Genomic DNA, 16,939 nt, shown 5'->3' with positions numbered 1-16,939 from the left:
TGGCAAATCCCATTGGGTTGTATAGCCCAGGCAGATAGCCATTGATTAAAGATCTTAATATCCTAGGTATCGAGCAGCACTTGCTGCTGATGCATTGCCACACCACTTAATAGAAGCATTTCTAGAAGATTGTTTCACACTCTTTAAAGCGCTTAGCATTCCATACAACCAATCTGTCAAGAACTAATTATTTCTTAAAGCTTTTGTATTATAATTCAGCATTTTTTTGGAGGCACGATGATTTTTAAAGTAATGCTGTTGGGAGCCCAAAATACAGGCAAGACTCAGATAGTGCGGCAATTAAGTGGCCGACCTTTCCAGCTTGACTATAAACAGTCAATAGGGGCTGACTTTTGCGCGTTTAAAAATGAGCAAAACCTTAGCATACAGCTTTGGGAAGTAGGAGGTAATGAGAGCAATCGCAGCTGGTTCCCTATTTTTATGAGAAATGCACATGTTATCTGTTACTGCGTCGATTTATCCTCGGAGATTGATTTCCCATTGATGCAAACAAGTCTTGAGGAAGCCATCTCAAAAGCTTGTAGTGGCGCTCCAATCATACTCATAGGCTCTAAAGCCGACCTATGTGAAAACCCCGAAGAGAAACTAGCTGCCATTCACCTGCAAGGAATAGAGTTTCAACATAGAATTGCAATATCTGCAAAGGATAATATTGGATTGGATAAGGAAGACAACAGTTTCATGCAAGTGTTATGGAAAACTCTTAGTGCATTAAGGGCGCAGATCCAGAAAGAACAAAAAGCCGAGGAGCACAACAAACTGGTCAATTCCTTCCCTAAATCCTATCAGCAAATGTGGAAGCAAGGCAGTGACCCGGCAAATGCCGTTCGAGTGCTGCTGAAAGATTACAGCAAAATTTCTGGCGGCCCGGGTTTTTTTGAAAATCTGGCCTCCTCAGCCAAATTATTGATTGCAGGTCGATGGAATCGCCACCATCACCAGGCCGTGCTGGCAACATTTGAAAATCAGGGTTCAGATGTCGAGGATTTCCTTAATGCTCTTAGAACCAATCTCATTGCTCAAGGCAACACCGTCAACCCTGAAGGCAGCCTGGCTAGAAGACTTGCTTTCATAGAACTGCAAACTGGCCACGGAATAAATATACAAGAATTGAATCAAACCATTCTCAACAACAAAGACCAAAAGTCCAATTGTTGTTTTGGTTAACCTTGCAGAATACTCAGGGGCCTTTAGCCCCTGAATGCATAGAATGTCTAAAACCACTTTTTGCACCTATCCAAGCCCCTAACTTTTTATCTCTTGCCCCTTCTATGTCAAACAGCAATGGCATTTGCAGTTCCTTGAATTTATTCCTATACAATAATTGAACAAACAAAGTGCGATTTGAAATCTATGGCTAATATTGCTGCACTACGGTGGCTGCCTAGAGGGTATGATAAAGCTCCAGTCATCCAATACATGCTCGTGGATGAGGATTTAGAATACATAATTTATCCGAAAGAGATTGTGGTCAGTGAGCTTAAGGACAATCTCAGGGCTATTTTCTTAGAGATTGAAAAGGCTTCAGGCAACCGAAGTTATATTTTACGTTATAAATCGATCACTCGTAGCTATGGGGCTCACCGTAGGGATTCTGAGCAATTCCACTTCTTGTTAAACAACATTTTGCGCTATAAAAACCTGGCCAGACCGAACTCAAGGACCGCCTCCTTATTAAAAAAGGAGGATTTAAAGCATTTTAAGCGCGCCCTTTATTTTCTAGACATAGACTGCCAGGCTCGAGGTAAAGCCTTTGTGGCACATCTATGGGCTATTGCTTTAAAAGCCAGCAAAAAGCGCGTGAATGACGCCATTAAAGAGATTTGGAAGAAACGACAGGGCATTCATCGCATGAATCAAAAGGCGATGAGCAAGTTTACCGATTTTTATTCTCACCTTGCCTAATTAATTTACAAGAAGAGCAATAGATTTTCAGACAAGCCGACCCTAATTATTGTAGAATTTTACAGCACGTGATACAGTTGTAACCCTATGATTAGAACTAAAGTCACCATTATCAATAAATTAGGTTTGCACGCTCGGGCTTCTGCGAAATTCGTTTCTACCACCTCAAGATTTCAAAGTCATATCGATGTCATTAAAGACAATCAAACCATCAACGGAAAAAGCATCATGGCTGTAATGATGCTTGCTGCCCATAGAGGAACTGATCTAATCCTGCAAATTGAAGGTCCAGACGAAGAAGAGATGGAACGAGCCCTCCTTAATCTGATCAATGACCGTTTTGGTGAGGCCGAATAAGTTAGTTTTTTGATTCCTCATGAGAACGTTTACGTTGCCTGCGCAGACGTTGCAAAGTTATTAGAGTTTGCACCGGTCCTGACAACGCATAGATGACAAAGGTTGTAAACAAAACCACTGAAGGATTCGCGGCTATCGCGACGAATATAATCACCATGATTAAAAGATAGAGAAAAGGAACTTTGCCTTTAAAATCAATTTCTTTAAAACTGTGATAGCGAACATTACTCACCATCAAAATGGCAATAATAGTAGCAAGAATGGCTGTAAAAATTGCAATTGCAAAATGGGTCAAGCCATTTTGGTAACAAAACCAAACCAATGCAGACACAATTGCAGCGGCTGGTGGGCAGGCCAAACCTTGAAAATAGCGTTTATCTGCCGTTTCTACCTGAACGTTGAAACGTGCAAGCCTGAGGGCAACTGCAGCAGTATATAAAAAAGCAACCAGCCAACCGATTTTTCCCAACTCATGAAGGTTCCAGCTATACAGCAATAGCGATGGAGCCACACCAAAAGTGACCATGTCCGACAAACTATCATACTGAGCGCCAAAGGCAGTTTGTGTTTTGGTTAACCGGGCTATTCGGCCATCCAAGCCATCAGCTAACATGCCGACAAAAATAGCAATGACCGCTCCTTCATATTGGCCTTTTAAAGAGGCTACAATGGAATAAAACGCAGCAAACAAACTGGCAGTCGTGAACAAGTTTGGCAATAAATAAATTCCTGAATGACTTTCTTTTTGTCTCACAATTTCTGCTCAAGGAAATAAAATCGCAGACATGCTATCATAATCCTTCCCTTGCTTGCTATTCCCTCGTGGTTTTATCAAGATGATGCTATACTACGCATACTGTTTTTAAAGTGTCATTTTTTAGTCCAAGCATGGCCAACTCTGAAAGTAAAAAGATAGTCATTGAAGGGGTTACTGAACAAGGTAAACCTTTTCGCCCAAGTGATTGGGCAGAGAGAATGAGTGGCACTTTAGCAAGTTTTAAGAACAGAAGAATTCATTATTCTCCACTCCTGCAACCTAGCATTAACAACGACGGCTACAAATGCGTCTTACTTGATCCGAAATTAAAAGAATCAAGTCCGCAGGTATATCAAGCCATTCTGGATTTTGCCAAAGCCAATAATTTAAAGATTTGCGGCGAAAATGATGACTCGACTCAATGATGAGACTTTTGGGTATCCAAGGGCGCAGAAGGAATGCGATTGTATTCCTCTTATGTTCCGCCACCGCGGTAGGTTTGAATTGAAATGCTCAGTTGTTCAAGCTGATTCATTAGAGCCGCCATCATATTGACGCTGTTTTGAAAATTCATGGCCAACACGCCGGCGCAAAGGAAAACCAATCCCTTTGGACCCCATTGAACCCCTGGCTCGCTAGCATGTACCAATAAAACGCAACCGCGGATAAACCAAATTAATCCTGCGGTTTGTATAAGAAAACCCATTGAATTGTAAATATTGTAGGGGTTATAGCCGCTATACTGTAAAATATTACCTGCACCAAAAGTGCTGTTAGCCAGGATTGTAGTTACACTTGGCAAATAGAGTAAGGCAGCCGCACCCAGTAGGTAAGCAATGGGTACGAAGATTTTTTCGTTAGACTGTTTTTGGCCGGCAACTTTTTTAAATTTGGTGATTGCCGTTATGAATAATACGATTCCGAGCAAATAAGCACCGCCGCTTAAGAGATGCTGAACAGGGAGAAGGGATCGGCCGATATTGCCGATTATTGTGATTAAATCGGTGTTATTCATAGTGTAATTATATACCAATTCACATCCAGGCCTTGCAATGGATGAATTTTTGCCTATATTAGTTGAATTCTTAAAAAACTGTTAATTATGATGCAAATTAAAACTTTTTCTGTAACTTTAGCAGAAACATTTATGCTTTCTTCCAAAGTTAGACATTTCGTGTTCGAGGCAGAACAAGTCCCTCCTTTCCACTATGCGCCGGGACAATTCATCACCATTCATTTTGAACGCAATGGCAAAATGCTTAAACGCAGTTACAGCATTGCCAATGTACCTGCAGAAGATAACCGTATTGAATTTGCCGCAGGTTTTGTGGAAGGCGGCCCAGGCACTGAATTACTGTTTAATTTAAAAATCGGCGACAAACTTAATCTGAGCGGACCTTTTGGACGTTTAATTTTAAAAGAAGAAATGCCCAAACGTTATATTCTGGTAGCTACCAGCACAGGAGTCACTCCCTATCGCGCTATGCTGAGTGAATTAAGACGCCGCTTGCAAGTGAATCCTGATTTAAAAATAGTAATTTTGCAAGGAGTGCAAAAGCATGAGGAAATCCTGTACCCGGATGAATTTTTAGCTTTCGCCAAAGAATTCCCACAGGTGACTTTTCGTGCGCACTTAAGCCGTGAGGCCACTGATCATTTTCAACCTCATGAACATCAGGGTTATGTGCAGCACTCATTCCCGGATCTTTCTTTAGACCCCGCGAATGATGTAGTTTATTTATGCGGAAATCCAGGTATGATTGACGACTCTTTCAATTATTTAAAAGAAAGAGGATTTAGCATGCAGCAAGTCATTCGAGAGAAATACATTTCAGCCCCAGGAAAATAAAAACAGTAGGCCAATAGGAGAATACATTTATGCATTATGATGAGTTATCAGCAACCATTGAGCATTTATTACAAGACGGTAAAGGCATTCTAGCAGCCGATGAGAGCACCAGTACAATCGGTAAGCGCTTTGACAGCATCGGTATTGACAATAGCGAACAAAATCGTCGCGATTATCGCTTACTACTCGCAACCACTCCTGATCTTGAACAATACATTAATGGGGTTATCCTGTTTGAAGAAACTTTCGAACACAAAGATGAGCAAGGGCAAGGTATTGCAGATTTATTCGCCAGCAAAGGAATTCTACCTGGAATTAAAGTTGATAAGGGTTTGATTAATTTGCCAAACACAGATGGCGAGAAAGTCACTCAGGGTTTGGACGGCCTAACGGAACGTTTGGAACATTATAAAAAATTGGGAGCTCGCTTTGCCAAGTGGCGTAATGTTTATTCGATAACCGATTGCACTCCCAGTCTGACTGCAATTAAAGCCGGGGCTGAAATGCTCGCCCGTTACGCATCAACCTGCCAAGCTGTTGGCATTGTGCCAATCGTTGAGCCTGAGGTATTAATGGATGGCGACCACCCCATTGAACATTGTGCTGAAGCCACAGAGATGGTACTGCATGAACTTTTCCATGCCTTATTCATTCATCAAGTGGAACTGGAAAATATTGTCTTGAAACCAAGTATGATCACTTCAGGAAAAGCCTTCAAGCCTTTCAGTACGCCTGAAGAAATCGCTGATTACACCATCAGTGTTTTCAGAAATAATGTACCAGCTGCCGTTCCCACGATTAATTTCCTATCTGGTGGACAAACCCCGCAACAAGCGACCATGAACTTAAATGCCATCAACAGCACAGGCTATCAACCCTGGAATCTGAGTTTTTCCTATGGACGAGCCCTTCAAGAAGATTGTTTGCAAGCTTGGAAAGGAAAGAGTGCTAACATTGAGTCAGCACAAATGGCCTTGCTAAAACGCGCCCGTTTAAACAGCGCTGCCTGTTTTGGTGAATACCACAGCGATATGGAATAACTTCAATTAAGGGCAGATTTTCTGCCCTTAACTTTATTCTTTATAATTACCAATTTCTTCGTAGCCTATTGTCTATTCAATCAACAAAAATAGGATGAATGCACGTCCTGTCATCTGCAAAATGAAGCGTTTCGCGAGATCATTCTGATTTTTTTAGCTGAGAAAGTATTTAATTGCTGAAATTGAGTTCAAATCGCGCGAGCAGAGGAACATGATCAGACAATAAACGCCAGGGCTTTCCTTGCAAACATTGCACATCGGCTACTTCCATACCGCGAAAGTAAATTCGATCCACGCAAAAAGCAGGCTTTATGGCTGGGAAGGAGCGGGCATGTTGTCCCTCCAGGCGAAAAAATGCTTCATGGATACCTAACTCTTCTGCTAAAGGTTTGGACAGATGATGACGCCAATCGTTAAAATCCCCAGCCATTAATAAAGGCTCGTGTTCAGGTACTGCTCTGCTGATGCGCTCCATAAGTGCTTTACACTGGGAAGCGCGTTCGGCTTTAAATAGACCCAAGTGGACGCATAGCAAATGAATGGTTTGAGGTGAGTCACCACCTATTTTAATTTGGCCATGAAGAATGCTGCGCGATGCTCGATTCATTGACGATAAATTGATGTTTTCAAACTCTTCGAAGGGAAATTTACTGAGAATGGCATTGCCATGGTGCCCTGATTGATAAACTGCATTTTTGGCGTAGAGGTAATGAGGCCAAATTTTTTCGGCAATGTATTCAAACTGTGGCAAATCAGGCCAAGCGCCAATGCGTTTTTCTCGTCTTCTATGCTCACCCTGGACCTCCTGCAAAAAGACAAAATCAGGGTTTAAACCCGAAAGAGCTTCTCGCATCTCGGGCAATAAAAATCGAATTTTGCCTAAACCAAATCCTTTATGAATGTTGTAAGTGATTAAAGATAGGCTACGCTTTTGTTGTTGCATAGAATCTAACAATTACTGTTGTTGTATAAGAATAGAATATTCTAACATTAAATTTGCAGACCATTGGGATGAATAAAGGCTTCTACCCTTAAAGAGTTCATTAATTTTATAAGCTGCTTCCATTGATGATGCAAGTTAACAATTAATATCGACAATAATTAAGTCTAACATATAGACTATTGAATAAGAAAAATACTCATCATTAATTATGAATGACTTAACATTGGATATCCCAGGATTTAAAATCGCAGCAAAAGTATGGGGAAACCCACAACTGCCGCCAATGCTTGCCCTTCACGGCTGGTTAGATAATGCAAACTCTTTTGATTTGCTTGCACCTTACCTTGAAAAGAATTTTCACTTAATTGCGATTGACCTCCCAGGACATGGTCTTTCTTCGCATTTGCCTGAAGGTTGCTATTATCATTTTACGGATGGTATTTTTACTTTTTTAGAAATTGCCAAGGCATTAAAATTAAAACAATTTCATCTTCTAGGCCACTCCATGGGAGCCTGTCTCGCCAGTTTAATTGCTGGTGTTATTCCCGAACAAATCCTTTCTCTCGTTGCAATTGAAGGCTTAGGCCCTTTTTCTAAACCTGAAGAAAGTTGCCAGGAACAGCTTAGGCATTACGCGCAACATTTACTTAAAAAACATAGTCAAGGCAATAAACCTTATCATTCTTTGGATCTTGCCGCCCAAGCAAGAGCCAAGCGCGGATATTTATCTTTAAAACACGCAGAACTTTTGTGCCTAAGAGGTACACGTGAGGAACATGGAATGTTTTATTGGCGCCACGATCGGCGGCTATTAACCCCTACAGCCTTACGTATGACAGAAGGACAGATTCTTTCTTGCCTAAAACATATTTCTGCAAAGACCTGTTTAATTTGGGCTGAGAATAGCTCCGTTTTTAATGGTTATGATATGGGGACCCGTGCGCGTTCCATTCGGAATTTAAAAACTTACCTCATTAAAGGTGGACATCACTTACATATGGAAGAGCCAGGCATTGTTTCTGAATGCCTGGCTGAGTTTTACCAACTTAGTTAGTGTTCAGCATACATTGGCTAAAATCGATAGCAACCTCACTCAGTGAAGCTTTAACATCATCTAAGGAATAACTTAAGTCCTTAGCCGCATTGATCACCCCGCAACCACCCTCATTAAAGGTTGTATAAGGTGTCCAATAGTCCATGTTTGCTTTAACCATTACATCAAATGCCTTACGAGTATCCCAACCAGGTTTATTGGCTAAAATGTAAAACAGATGATTGTAAACACCGCTTGAATAATGGACATCTAAACCGCTATTGTATTCATCCGCAGAATCAATAGACATTCCATCGCGACTGGGTAAATCCATGTAGCGTAGTGCATCCCAACCACTGCTTTCCTTCATGATTTCAGGCCCAATCTGCCAACTGTTGTTTCCAGTAGAGTAGTATTCAGCAGCCTGAGCAGCCATATCTGAGAAAGATTCATTCATGCCGCCTGATTGACCATAATACTCTAGATTGGCATGTTGTTCGGTAAAGCCATGGCTTATCTCATGACCACCCACTCCAAGGGAAACCAAAGGATACATCATGGTGTCGCCATCACCGAAGGTCATTTGCTCACCATCCCAGTATGCATTTTCATAGCCGTCGCCGTAATGTACTCTCATCACCAGCTGCATGGGTGAGCCATCTTGTTTCACCAACGCTTCTACTCCATACCAGTCGTGATACATGTGCTTGATAACATGTCCTGCATACAGCGCATCGTTTGTTGGTGAGAAAGCCCCATTATCCCTGTCGTAGCCATCGCCTTTATAGCCCGTCCAGAACGTTGCTGTGTTTGGCTCGATGGAATTTTTACATTCAAACTTCATGGGTCTGTTATTGGAATAGTATTCATGCTTCATGTCTACCACTTTGACGTTGGTATTTTCCATATAGCAGGTGGCATTTTTGTTTTCGCGGGTAATTTCCAGGAGGGGATAATTTTTGCCGTAGCCGAATTCACCGATTTTACGATTGCCGCCAAAGCCCATGCCTTTTGCTGGAACTCGCGCTGTTTTAATGTCATTCCACTCAACAAACGGTTTAAATGTTTTGGCATCAACAATGGCAGTAGGACGCTCAGGAATTTTATCTTTATGGTGGACGAAGATACTCACTTTATATGCCCAATGTGCTTGATTTTGCTCATCAATGAACACCACAGGAGTCGATTTTTCTGCACTGAGTTCTTTATTGGGATATTGAGCCTTTAATTGCTGTAAAGCCAGTTGAGCATTGCTAATAAAATCGGCAGCAGGTTGCCCCAAATCATTCTGCAAATTGCGATACACTACCCCATTCATTGTTGCACTTTGCGGGGACTGTAATAAACCTTTGGCATTGCTTGTATGAACAATTGCATAGCCCCCGATAACAGGAAAACCTGCATACTGTTGTTGCAAGCGAATGTGGGTTACCTGATTTTTATCCGTATGCTGTTGCAGAAATTGCAAATTATTAAGCGGCATTACATTCGCTTGCCTTACACCAGGCAATGAAAGCTGGAATTGTTGTTGTAAGGTTTGGAAAGATTCCTTTTGAAGAGAAATTGGTTCAGCTGCCTTGGCAGAGGACGCCATGGTAATCGCCAAAGAAGCCACCAATGGAGACAAGTAAACATTTGGGTGCATTAATCTACTCCTTAAACAATATGAGGCAATCTCATCCGGGAGTGCCTTTGGTTGTTAACAATTTCCATGCTTACATGAACGTAAACATCCTTTGTTATGAGAAGCGTGGTAACAACTATCCCTTGAAGGATCCCGTTGAGCTGAGTTTCGAATTTTAGATTAAGCAAAATTTCCCTGAGGTTGGCCAAGCTAAAATCCGATTCGCAATCTTAACAGGTATGGTCAAACTAGCATAGTTTTTATGTTTTTGAAATTAGGAATTTGTAAGAGGGAGGGCGCTGCATTAAGAAATTCAAATGCCGTGCCTGGGAAATTACAAGAAGCGAACAAAATGCTATTTTTTAAGTCAAAATAAATAGACCCAAATGTACAAAATAGTCATTCCGATGACTGGAACGATCACAAAACCAAAGAAAATTAAAATTTGCAGCCTGTTTTCCTTTGAACGATTGTAATATTCTTTGAATTTTCTGAGCCATTTCATTACACACCTCGAGGAATTCAATCCCTGATTTTAAATGCTGGGAATTTCACCTTTTTTTCGGGTAATTTCAACCTTTAGATGTAATTTAATGTATGTTCGTGGCCGGATATGAGTATAATTCAATATTTAAGCTTAAGTTTTTTACTTTATGAGTCTAATCACCACTGATATTGAACTCGCCCTGGATTATCTAAATCGAGGTGAGATTGTTGCCATCCCTACAGAAACCGTTTACGGGCTTGCTGCTGACGCAACGAATGAAGAAGCGATTCGCAAAATTTTTTTGATGAAAAATAGACCGCTTAATCATCCTTTAATCATGCACGTGGCAGAAACCTGGAATTTAGAACAATGGGTTTCTTTTATCCCGGATTATGCCCATATCTTAATGCAACACTTCTGGCCCGGGCCTTTGACGCTGGTTATGAAGTGCAAACCGCAAGCAGTAAGCTCATGCATCACCGGTGGGCAAAACACAGTGGCTTTACGATGTCCTCAACATCCAACTGCCCAAAATTTATTAAAACGACTGGGTGTGCCGCTGGTAGCTCCCTCTGCTAATCCGTTTGGCAAAGTAAGCCCGACAACCGCCCAGCACGTCAAAGAGAGTTTTCCTGACCAAAACCTGCTGATTCTTGATGGCGGCCGCTGCGAAGTTGGCATTGAATCCACCATTGTTGCCGCGACCGCAGTAAATCATTATCAAATACTTCGTCATGGGACCATTGATGAACAAACCATTCAACAACTGCTTCCCCATATCCATGAGGGCGATGCAGGAGCAATAAGGGCGCCCGGAAAATTATTGAGTCATTATCAACCAGAAAAACCTTTGTATTGCTTTCCTGATCAGAAAAGCCTTCAGCAATTTTGCGAGGAAAACAAGCTTCCGGTTTATATCATCTCCTTTGCCGAACCAAAAGAATTCAAATCTCACCCCGGTGATTTATTTTACCAGTTCCCCCTTTCCCCTGAAAAAGCAGCGTTCGAATTGTATTACCAGCTTCGACAGGCTGATCACAGCCATGCCTTTTGCATTGCTATCGAACTGCCCCCCGACAACCCCGAATGGCTTGCGGTAAGGGAAAGAATATTGAAGGCGAGTTATCGCGAATAATTGGGATATTCTGATTATTTAATCAAATGCATGAGCACCTGATTAGGCATCACCTTTTCTCCTTTACTGCAAAATATTTCGGCGACTATGCCGTTGAATGGAGCCTGAATTTCAGTCTCCATTTTCATCGCTTCAAGAACTAACAAGGATTGACCGGCAGTTACTTGCTGACCGACCACCACACTAATATTCACGACCGTTCCTGGCATGGCCACAGTGATGTCTCCAGGACCACCAGCCTTTTTCTTTTTAATGGTTTCTGTCTCACCCGATTCAGTCTCCTCGTCAAGCTTTATGATGACTTCTTCGGGAACACCATCTACCCAGAGAAAACAAGCTTGCTGGCCTCTTTCTCGCTCGCCATAACCTGCAATTTTAATGTGATAACTCTCGCCATGCAGACCAATGTCAAATTCTGACAAACGCAATTCGTCCTGTTTTGGCGTGTGTGCTGCAACAATAGGTTCCGGATGCAAGTCATTGCTCTTGCGCTCTTCTAAAAACCGTCTGGCTATTTCGGGAAACATCGCATAGGACAAAACGTCTTCTTCAGAGTTGGCGAGCGCCCCAATTTCCTTACGCAGGCGATTTAATTCACTCGGGATGAGATCAGCTGGCCTAACATCAATGACCTCTGTGTTGCCAATGGCTTTTTTCCTTAAGCTTGGGCTTATTTTCCCTGGAGCATGGCCATATTTACCTTGACAATATAATTTAACTTCATTGGTGATGGTTTTATAACGCTCCCCAGTTAAAACATTCATCACAGCTTGTGTGCCAACAATTTGGGAAGTGGGCGTAACCAGAGGGGGATAGCCTAAATCACGGCGAACAAGGGGAATTTCGGCATGTACCTCTTTTATTTTATCCAAGGCTTGCTGCTCTTTTAATTGACTGTATAAATTCGAAATCATGCCGCCAGGCACCTGATAGGCTTGCACTCTGGGATCTATGTCTCGGGCTTCGCTCTCAAATTGATAATACTTTTTGCGGACTTCTTTGAAATACTCGGCAATGTCCAGCAATAGATTCATATCAAGGCCCGTTGCAAATGGCGTTTCAGCCAAAGCCGCCACCAGGACTTCAGTTGCCGGATGGGAGGCTCCTCCCGCAAAAGAAGAAATGGCTGTATCGATATGGTTGCAGCCTGCCAAAACCGCTTCGTAGTGGCAAATGCTGGCCAGTCCAGCGGTTGAATGGCTATGCAGGTGGATAGGTAGGCCTGTGGCCTTAGCCAAAGCTTGATAAAGATTTACAGCGGCTTGTGGTGTTAATAAACCAGCCATATCTTTAATGGCAATGCTATCACAACCCATGTCTGCCAATGCTTTCCCCAAATCAACGAAATTCTCAAGGGTATGAACTGGACTAGTTGTATAGCAAATTGTGCCCTGCGCGTGTTTTTTGTTGGCTTTTACTGCTTCCAAGGCAGCCTGCAGATTGCGCAAATCGTTTAAGGCATCAAAAACACGAAATACATCGACACCATTTTTTGCAGCCAGTTTTACGAAAGCTTGTACTACATCATCGGCATAGTGGCGGTAGCCTAACAAATTTTGCCCACGCAAAAGCATAGACAATTGGGTATTTTTTATGGCTTTTCTGAGCGATTTTAAACGTTGCCAAGGATCCTCTTTAAGAAAGCGCAAGCAGGCATCAAAGGTTGCTCCGCCCCAGACCTCCATAGCCCAAAATCCGACTTGGTCCATTCTTCCACAGGCGGGCAACATGTCTTCAGTGCGCATTCGGGTGGCAATAAGGCATTGATGCGCATCACGTAAAGTGACGTCAGTGATGTGAGTAGTAGCCATAATCCATTGTCCTACCTGATTTTGTTATTTAAAGCACTGTTCTAAACTTATTTGAAAGTCTCAAGAAAGTACAGTCTTTGCTTCTAGCAAATGATCAGAGATCCTCAATTTTAAAATACTCAATCGCTAATTCCTGCGAATTACCATAAAAATCACACAAAGCCGCCCGAAACATTCTGGCGCGCTCAGGCAATCCTTGTTGACAGTAGTTCTTGACCTCACGGTAAATATTTTTTCTAAAAGCATCCGTGTCCAGAGCGGGGCCATTGAGATTATCTATACTTATCCTGAAGCGATAACCTGCTGCGACAGAAAGAATCCACTCCAACGCCTGAGGTTTTGCCTCCACCCGTTGAAATAGTTCTTGCTGTTTGGCATTTCTTCCGTCTGGTTCATACCAATAGCCATAATCAATTTTTTGCCGTCGCTCCTGACCGGCTATCAACCAGTGTGCGCATTCATGCAAAGCACTGCTGAAAAAACCATGAGCAAAGTAAATGGCATGAAACGGACGATGATCATCCGCTGGAAGATAGATGGGCTCATCCTCTCCTTTCAACAATTGCGTGTTAAAGGTTTTAGAAAAACAATCATTAAAAATGCTAATCAAGTCCCTATAGTCATGTATCAACTGCATTACTATAAAACCACTTATATCCAGGTAAGGGCGTCATTTTAATTTCTGTGGTGAGGAATCACCAGGTTTTTTTAGAATGTTGCTATCATGCCGAGATCATGCCGAGATCATCGGAAATCTGGACATTATCACAAAGTTCAGGCAGAATCCCCTCAATTTCGCTAACTTCTCCTGGAATGAAGAAAATACTTGTTCTCCATGGCCCAAATTTGAATCGCCTCGGTCTGCGCGAGCCTGAGCTGTATGGTTCCACTACTTTAGACGAACTAAATCAGTCATTGGTGCAGCAAGCCAAAGCGGCCGGTTATGCCTTAACTGCGAAACAAAGTAATAGTGAAGCAGATTTAATTGAATTAATTCATCAGGCCGCAGACGATAACATTCATTATTTAATCATAAATCCTGCGGCATTTACTCACAGCAGCATTGCTCTGCGTGATGCTTTATTAGCTGCGCACCTTCCCTTTATTGAAGTGCACATCAGCAACATTTATGCGCGGGAAACCTTTCGCCACCACTCTTATTTTTCAGACATTGCCAAGGGTGTGATTAGCGGATTAGGGGTTAAAGGATATTTTCTGGCCTTACAAGCCATTATTGATGAACTAAATTAAAAGAGAGTTATTATCGATGGATATTCGCAAGATTAAAAAATTAATTGAACTGTTAGAGGAAACGGGCATCTCCGAGATCGAAATTAAAGAGGGTGAAGAGTCCGTACGTTTAAGCCGTCACAATTACACAGGTCTGGAGCAAGCCGCCCAGGTGCGCTATGTGCCCCAAGCCCCTGCGATGGCGCCTCAAGCGGCTCCAGTGGCCCCCCCTGCAGCAGCCAATGAAAGCAAGGGAGCAGCACCGGTCAGCAAAGGCCACAAGATCCGCTCTCCCATGGTAGGAACCATGTACACATCACCCTCTCCCGATGCCGCACCCTTTGTAACAGTAGGACAAGCGGTTAAAGCCGGTGATACCCTCTGCATCGTTGAAGCCATGAAAATGTTTAATGAAATTGAGGCGGATCGTGCCGGTAGAATCGCTGAGATTCTGGTTGCAAACGGCGAACCGGTTGAGTATGACCAACCCCTGTTCATCATTGAAGAATAATAAGAGGTCGATTGATGCTCAGTAAAATTGTAATCGCCAATCGTGGTGAGATTGCTCTTCGCATTTTACGTGCCTGCAAAGAGCTTGGCATTCAAACGGTAGCCGTACATTCTGATGTGGACAAAGATTTGCTACACGTTCGGCTGGCTGATGAAACCGTCTGTATAGGCCCTGCCAATTCTCAGAAAAGTTACTTAAACATACCGGCCATTATTTCGGCAGCGGAAATCACTGATGCGGTGGCCATTCATCCTGGCTACGGCTTCCTGTCCGAAAATGCCGACTTTGCCGATATTGTTGAGCAAAGTGGTTTTCGTTTTATTGGCCCACGTGCCGACACCATTCGCCTGATGGGAGATAAAGTGTCTGCGATTGCTGCCATGAAAAAGGCAGGTGTTCCATGCGTTCCTGGCTCAGATGGGCCATTGACTGACGATGATGACCGCAATCTCGAATTGGGACGCCAAATTGGCTATCCCGTAATCATTAAAGCAGCCGGTGGCGGTGGTGGACGAGGCATGCGCGTCGTGCACTCTGAAGCGAATTTGCTAAATGCCATTGCCTTAACACGCAGTGAAGCGAAAGCAGCCTTTAATAATTCAATGGTGTACATGGAAAAATTCTTAGAAAATCCGCGTCACATTGAATTTCAGGTATTGGGGGATGGTAACGGCAATGCCATTCATTTAGGTGAACGGGATTGCTCCATGCAACGACGGCATCAGAAAGTGGTTGAGGAAGCACCCGCGCCTGGCATCAGTGAAGAATTACGTCAAAACATTGGCGAATCCGTTATTAAAGCTTGTCGCGATTTAAAATATCGTGGCGCAGGAACCTTTGAGTTTTTGTATCAGGATGGCTGTTTTTATTTCATCGAGATGAATACCCGCATTCAGGTTGAGCATCCGGTAACTGAAATGATCACAGGTATTGATATTGTTAAAGAACAAATCAAAATTGCCAGCGAAATGCCCTTCACTTTAAAACAGGAAGACATTCAATTTCGGGGTCATGCCATTGAATGCCGTATCAATGCAGAAGATGCAAGAACCTTTATGCCTTCTCCAGGAACAATTCGCTTGCTTCATCAACCAGGTGGTCCTGGCATTCGCTTTGATTCGCATATTTACAGCAGCTATACGGTACCGCCCAATTATGACTCCATGATTGGTAAGCTCATTAGTTATGGTGAAAATCGTGCAGAGGCTCTCGCTCGCATGCGCAATGCCCTTGACGAAATCATCATAGAAGGAATTAAAACCAACATTGAGTTGCATCAGCGGATCATGCGTGATAATGCGTTTAAGCAAGGTGGAACAAACATCCATTATTTAGAAAAAATGTTGAAGGAATAAATGTGTGGTATCAGGTCCAAGTGGATAATTCCCAGCGAGAAGAAGTCGAAAATTTAAGTGAAGCACTGGAAGAAACCGGTGCTTTATCCGTTACGTTTACGGACAAACACGATGATCCTGTTTTGGAGCCTGAGCCTGGAACCACTCCGCTTTGGCCGGAAATCATCATTCATGCTCTTTATAATGAAAAAGAGGCAGCCACAAAAGCCATGGATGCCCTGGCAAAGCAATACCCTCATTTACAACTTAGTCTTGAAGTCTTTGCCGATCAAGATTGGGAGCGCGCCTGGATGGATGATTTCAAGCCACAACGCTTTGGCCATCGACTGTGGATTTGCCCTTCCTGGACTGAATCTCCTGATCCTGACGCGGTTAATTTAATTCTTGATCCTGGCTTAGCCTTTGGCACCGGGACTCATCCCACCACTTCCCTGTGTTTAAACTGGCTTGATCAAGCGGAACTTAATCATAAAGTGATCATTGATTATGGCTGTGGCTCGGGCATTCTTGCCTTAGCCGCGCTAAAACTTGGCGCTTCAGAAGCTTATGCGGTCGATATCGACGAACAAGCTTTGCAAGCGACCAGAAATAATGCTTTGACCAATCAGATTGCCCCCGAAAAATTGCATGTGCACTTTCCGGATGAGTTGAATATCCAAGCGGATTTATTGATTGCCAATATTTTACTGACCCCTCTTATAAGCCTTAAGGACCGTTTCAGGGAATTAGTAAATAAAGACGGCCTTTTGGTGGTTTCCGGTATCCTGGCGGATCAGGAAACGGTACTCACTGAACACTACCAAGATGATTTTAAGCTGCAACTGATAAAAAATATGCACGGTTGGTCATTACTTGTTTTCAGCCGCTGCTAAATGATAAAG

Annotated in this window: 18 protein-coding genes; 12 read left to right on the top strand and 6 right to left on the bottom strand. The window is 42.8% G+C overall.

The window, feature by feature from the left end:
• The first annotated feature begins 237 nt into the window (after positions 1–237).
• From EL203_RS02225 to EL203_RS02215, 3 genes are all read left to right on the top strand, one after another.
• Positions 238–1,188 (top strand): DUF5617 domain-containing protein, encoded by a 951-nt coding sequence (locus tag EL203_RS02225; RefSeq protein WP_064108421.1) that lies wholly within the window; start codon positions 238–240, stop codon positions 1,186–1,188.
• Positions 1,189–1,374: 186 nt separating this feature from the next.
• Positions 1,375–1,926 (top strand): hypothetical protein, encoded by a 552-nt coding sequence (locus EL203_RS02220; RefSeq protein ID WP_232003988.1) that lies wholly within the window; start codon positions 1,375–1,377, stop codon positions 1,924–1,926.
• An 87-nt stretch (positions 1,927–2,013) separates the two neighbouring features.
• Positions 2,014–2,283, top strand: coding sequence for an HPr family phosphocarrier protein (locus EL203_RS02215; protein ID WP_058471123.1), 270 nt, complete (start codon positions 2,014–2,016; stop codon positions 2,281–2,283).
• Between the two features lies 1 nt (position 2,284).
• Here EL203_RS02215 and pssA read toward each other — a convergent pair whose 3' ends face one another.
• On the bottom strand, positions 2,285–3,037 hold the full coding sequence (pssA, locus tag EL203_RS02210; RefSeq protein WP_058471124.1) for a CDP-diacylglycerol--serine O-phosphatidyltransferase: 753 nt from the start codon (positions 3,035–3,037) through the stop codon (positions 2,285–2,287).
• Positions 3,038–3,171: 134 nt separating this feature from the next.
• Between pssA and EL203_RS02205 the strand changes: the two genes are divergently transcribed.
• Positions 3,172–3,465, top strand: coding sequence for a DUF3579 domain-containing protein (locus EL203_RS02205; protein ID WP_058471125.1), 294 nt, complete (start codon positions 3,172–3,174; stop codon positions 3,463–3,465).
• Positions 3,466–3,515: 50 nt separating this feature from the next.
• Here EL203_RS02205 and EL203_RS02200 read toward each other — a convergent pair whose 3' ends face one another.
• The gene (locus tag EL203_RS02200; protein WP_058471126.1) at positions 3,516–4,055 is read right to left on the bottom strand and encodes a hypothetical protein; all 540 of its coding nucleotides are present in this window, start codon (positions 4,053–4,055) and stop codon (positions 3,516–3,518) included.
• Positions 4,056–4,145: 90 nt separating this feature from the next.
• Between EL203_RS02200 and EL203_RS02195 the strand changes: the two genes are divergently transcribed.
• Positions 4,146–4,889: a ferredoxin--NADP reductase gene (locus EL203_RS02195; RefSeq protein ID WP_058472214.1), complete on the top strand. Its 744-nt coding sequence runs from the start codon at positions 4,146–4,148 to the stop codon at positions 4,887–4,889.
• Positions 4,890–4,918: 29 nt separating this feature from the next.
• Complete coding sequence (locus EL203_RS02190; protein WP_058471127.1) at positions 4,919–5,929, top strand: class I fructose-bisphosphate aldolase; 1,011 nt, start codon at positions 4,919–4,921, stop codon at positions 5,927–5,929.
• 169 nt (positions 5,930–6,098) lie between these two features.
• On the opposite strand, the gene EL203_RS02185 is transcribed toward EL203_RS02190, so the two are convergent.
• On the bottom strand, positions 6,099–6,872 hold the full coding sequence (locus tag EL203_RS02185) for an endonuclease/exonuclease/phosphatase family protein (protein WP_058471128.1): 774 nt from the start codon (positions 6,870–6,872) through the stop codon (positions 6,099–6,101).
• A 208-nt stretch (positions 6,873–7,080) separates the two neighbouring features.
• Between EL203_RS02185 and EL203_RS02180 the strand changes: the two genes are divergently transcribed.
• A complete protein-coding gene (locus tag EL203_RS02180; protein ID WP_058471129.1) occupies positions 7,081–7,926 on the top strand; it encodes an alpha/beta fold hydrolase in 846 nt (281 codons plus the stop codon).
• On the opposite strand, the gene proA is transcribed toward EL203_RS02180, so the two are convergent.
• A complete protein-coding gene (gene proA / locus EL203_RS02175) occupies positions 7,919–9,550 on the bottom strand; it encodes a zinc metalloprotease ProA (protein ID WP_058471130.1) in 1,632 nt (543 codons plus the stop codon). The genes EL203_RS02180 and proA overlap by 8 nt on opposite strands.
• Before the next feature lie 632 nt (positions 9,551–10,182).
• Between proA and EL203_RS02170 the strand changes: the two genes are divergently transcribed.
• A complete protein-coding gene (locus EL203_RS02170) occupies positions 10,183–11,151 on the top strand; it encodes an L-threonylcarbamoyladenylate synthase (protein WP_058471131.1) in 969 nt (322 codons plus the stop codon).
• Positions 11,152–11,165: 14 nt separating this feature from the next.
• Here the strand turns inward: EL203_RS02170 and oadA are convergent, their stop codons facing one another.
• Together oadA and EL203_RS02160 are read right to left on the bottom strand one after the other, a co-directional pair.
• Complete coding sequence (gene oadA / locus EL203_RS02165; protein WP_058471132.1) at positions 11,166–12,962, bottom strand: sodium-extruding oxaloacetate decarboxylase subunit alpha; 1,797 nt, start codon at positions 12,960–12,962, stop codon at positions 11,166–11,168.
• Positions 12,963–13,056: 94 nt separating this feature from the next.
• Positions 13,057–13,590 (bottom strand): elongation factor P hydroxylase, encoded by a 534-nt coding sequence (locus tag EL203_RS02160; protein ID WP_058472215.1) that lies wholly within the window; start codon positions 13,588–13,590, stop codon positions 13,057–13,059.
• 185 nt (positions 13,591–13,775) lie between these two features.
• Here EL203_RS02160 and aroQ point away from each other — a divergent pair, with 185 nt between their 5' ends.
• Genes aroQ through prmA form a run of 4 tightly spaced genes read left to right on the top strand, consistent with a single transcriptional unit; the run spans position 13,776 to position 16,930 of the window.
• Positions 13,776–14,213, top strand: a complete 438-nt coding sequence (gene aroQ, locus EL203_RS02155; RefSeq protein WP_058471133.1) for a type II 3-dehydroquinate dehydratase — start codon at positions 13,776–13,778, stop codon at positions 14,211–14,213.
• Positions 14,214–14,229: 16 nt separating this feature from the next.
• The gene (accB, locus tag EL203_RS02150) at positions 14,230–14,703 is read left to right on the top strand and encodes an acetyl-CoA carboxylase biotin carboxyl carrier protein (RefSeq protein ID WP_058471134.1); all 474 of its coding nucleotides are present in this window, start codon (positions 14,230–14,232) and stop codon (positions 14,701–14,703) included.
• Positions 14,704–14,717: 14 nt separating this feature from the next.
• Positions 14,718–16,058: an acetyl-CoA carboxylase biotin carboxylase subunit gene (accC, locus tag EL203_RS02145; RefSeq protein WP_058471135.1), complete on the top strand. Its 1,341-nt coding sequence runs from the start codon at positions 14,718–14,720 to the stop codon at positions 16,056–16,058.
• A 2-nt stretch (positions 16,059–16,060) separates the two neighbouring features.
• Complete coding sequence (gene prmA, locus EL203_RS02140) at positions 16,061–16,930, top strand: 50S ribosomal protein L11 methyltransferase (protein WP_058471136.1); 870 nt, start codon at positions 16,061–16,063, stop codon at positions 16,928–16,930.
• Positions 16,931–16,939: the final 9 nt, after the last annotated feature.

Source organism: Legionella jordanis (genome assembly GCF_900637635.1).
GTDB classification, from domain to species: domain Bacteria; phylum Pseudomonadota; class Gammaproteobacteria; order Legionellales; family Legionellaceae; genus Tatlockia; species Tatlockia jordanis.
This window is presented reverse-complemented; position numbering and strand designations above follow the sequence as displayed.

Excerpts from the sequence above, each read along its gene's own strand:
- EL203_RS02200 (WP_058471126.1), bottom strand. The coding sequence starts at position 4,055 with ATGAATAACACCGATTTAATCACAATAATCGGCAATATCGGCCGATCC.
- proA (WP_058471130.1), bottom strand. The coding sequence starts at position 9,550 with ATGCACCCAAATGTTTACTTGTCTCCATTGGTGGCTTCTTTGGCGATT.
- oadA (WP_058471132.1), bottom strand. The coding sequence starts at position 12,962 with ATGGCTACTACTCACATCACTGACGTCACTTTACGTGATGCGCATCAA.
- EL203_RS02225 (WP_064108421.1), top strand. The coding sequence starts at position 238 with ATGATTTTTAAAGTAATGCTGTTGGGAGCCCAAAATACAGGCAAGACT.
- EL203_RS02180 (WP_058471129.1), top strand. The coding sequence starts at position 7,081 with ATGAATGACTTAACATTGGATATCCCAGGATTTAAAATCGCAGCAAAA.
- EL203_RS02185 (WP_058471128.1), bottom strand. The coding sequence starts at position 6,872 with ATGCAACAACAAAAGCGTAGCCTATCTTTAATCACTTACAACATTCAT.
- EL203_RS02220 (WP_232003988.1), top strand. The coding sequence starts at position 1,375 with ATGGCTAATATTGCTGCACTACGGTGGCTGCCTAGAGGGTATGATAAA.
- EL203_RS02205 (WP_058471125.1), top strand. The coding sequence starts at position 3,172 with ATGGCCAACTCTGAAAGTAAAAAGATAGTCATTGAAGGGGTTACTGAA.
- accC (WP_058471135.1), top strand. The coding sequence starts at position 14,718 with ATGCTCAGTAAAATTGTAATCGCCAATCGTGGTGAGATTGCTCTTCGC.
- EL203_RS02170 (WP_058471131.1), top strand. The coding sequence starts at position 10,183 with ATGAGTCTAATCACCACTGATATTGAACTCGCCCTGGATTATCTAAAT.
- aroQ (WP_058471133.1), top strand. The coding sequence starts at position 13,776 with ATGAAGAAAATACTTGTTCTCCATGGCCCAAATTTGAATCGCCTCGGT.
- EL203_RS02195 (WP_058472214.1), top strand. The coding sequence starts at position 4,146 with ATGCAAATTAAAACTTTTTCTGTAACTTTAGCAGAAACATTTATGCTT.
- accB (WP_058471134.1), top strand. The coding sequence starts at position 14,230 with ATGGATATTCGCAAGATTAAAAAATTAATTGAACTGTTAGAGGAAACG.
- EL203_RS02190 (WP_058471127.1), top strand. The coding sequence starts at position 4,919 with ATGCATTATGATGAGTTATCAGCAACCATTGAGCATTTATTACAAGAC.
- EL203_RS02215 (WP_058471123.1), top strand. The coding sequence starts at position 2,014 with ATGATTAGAACTAAAGTCACCATTATCAATAAATTAGGTTTGCACGCT.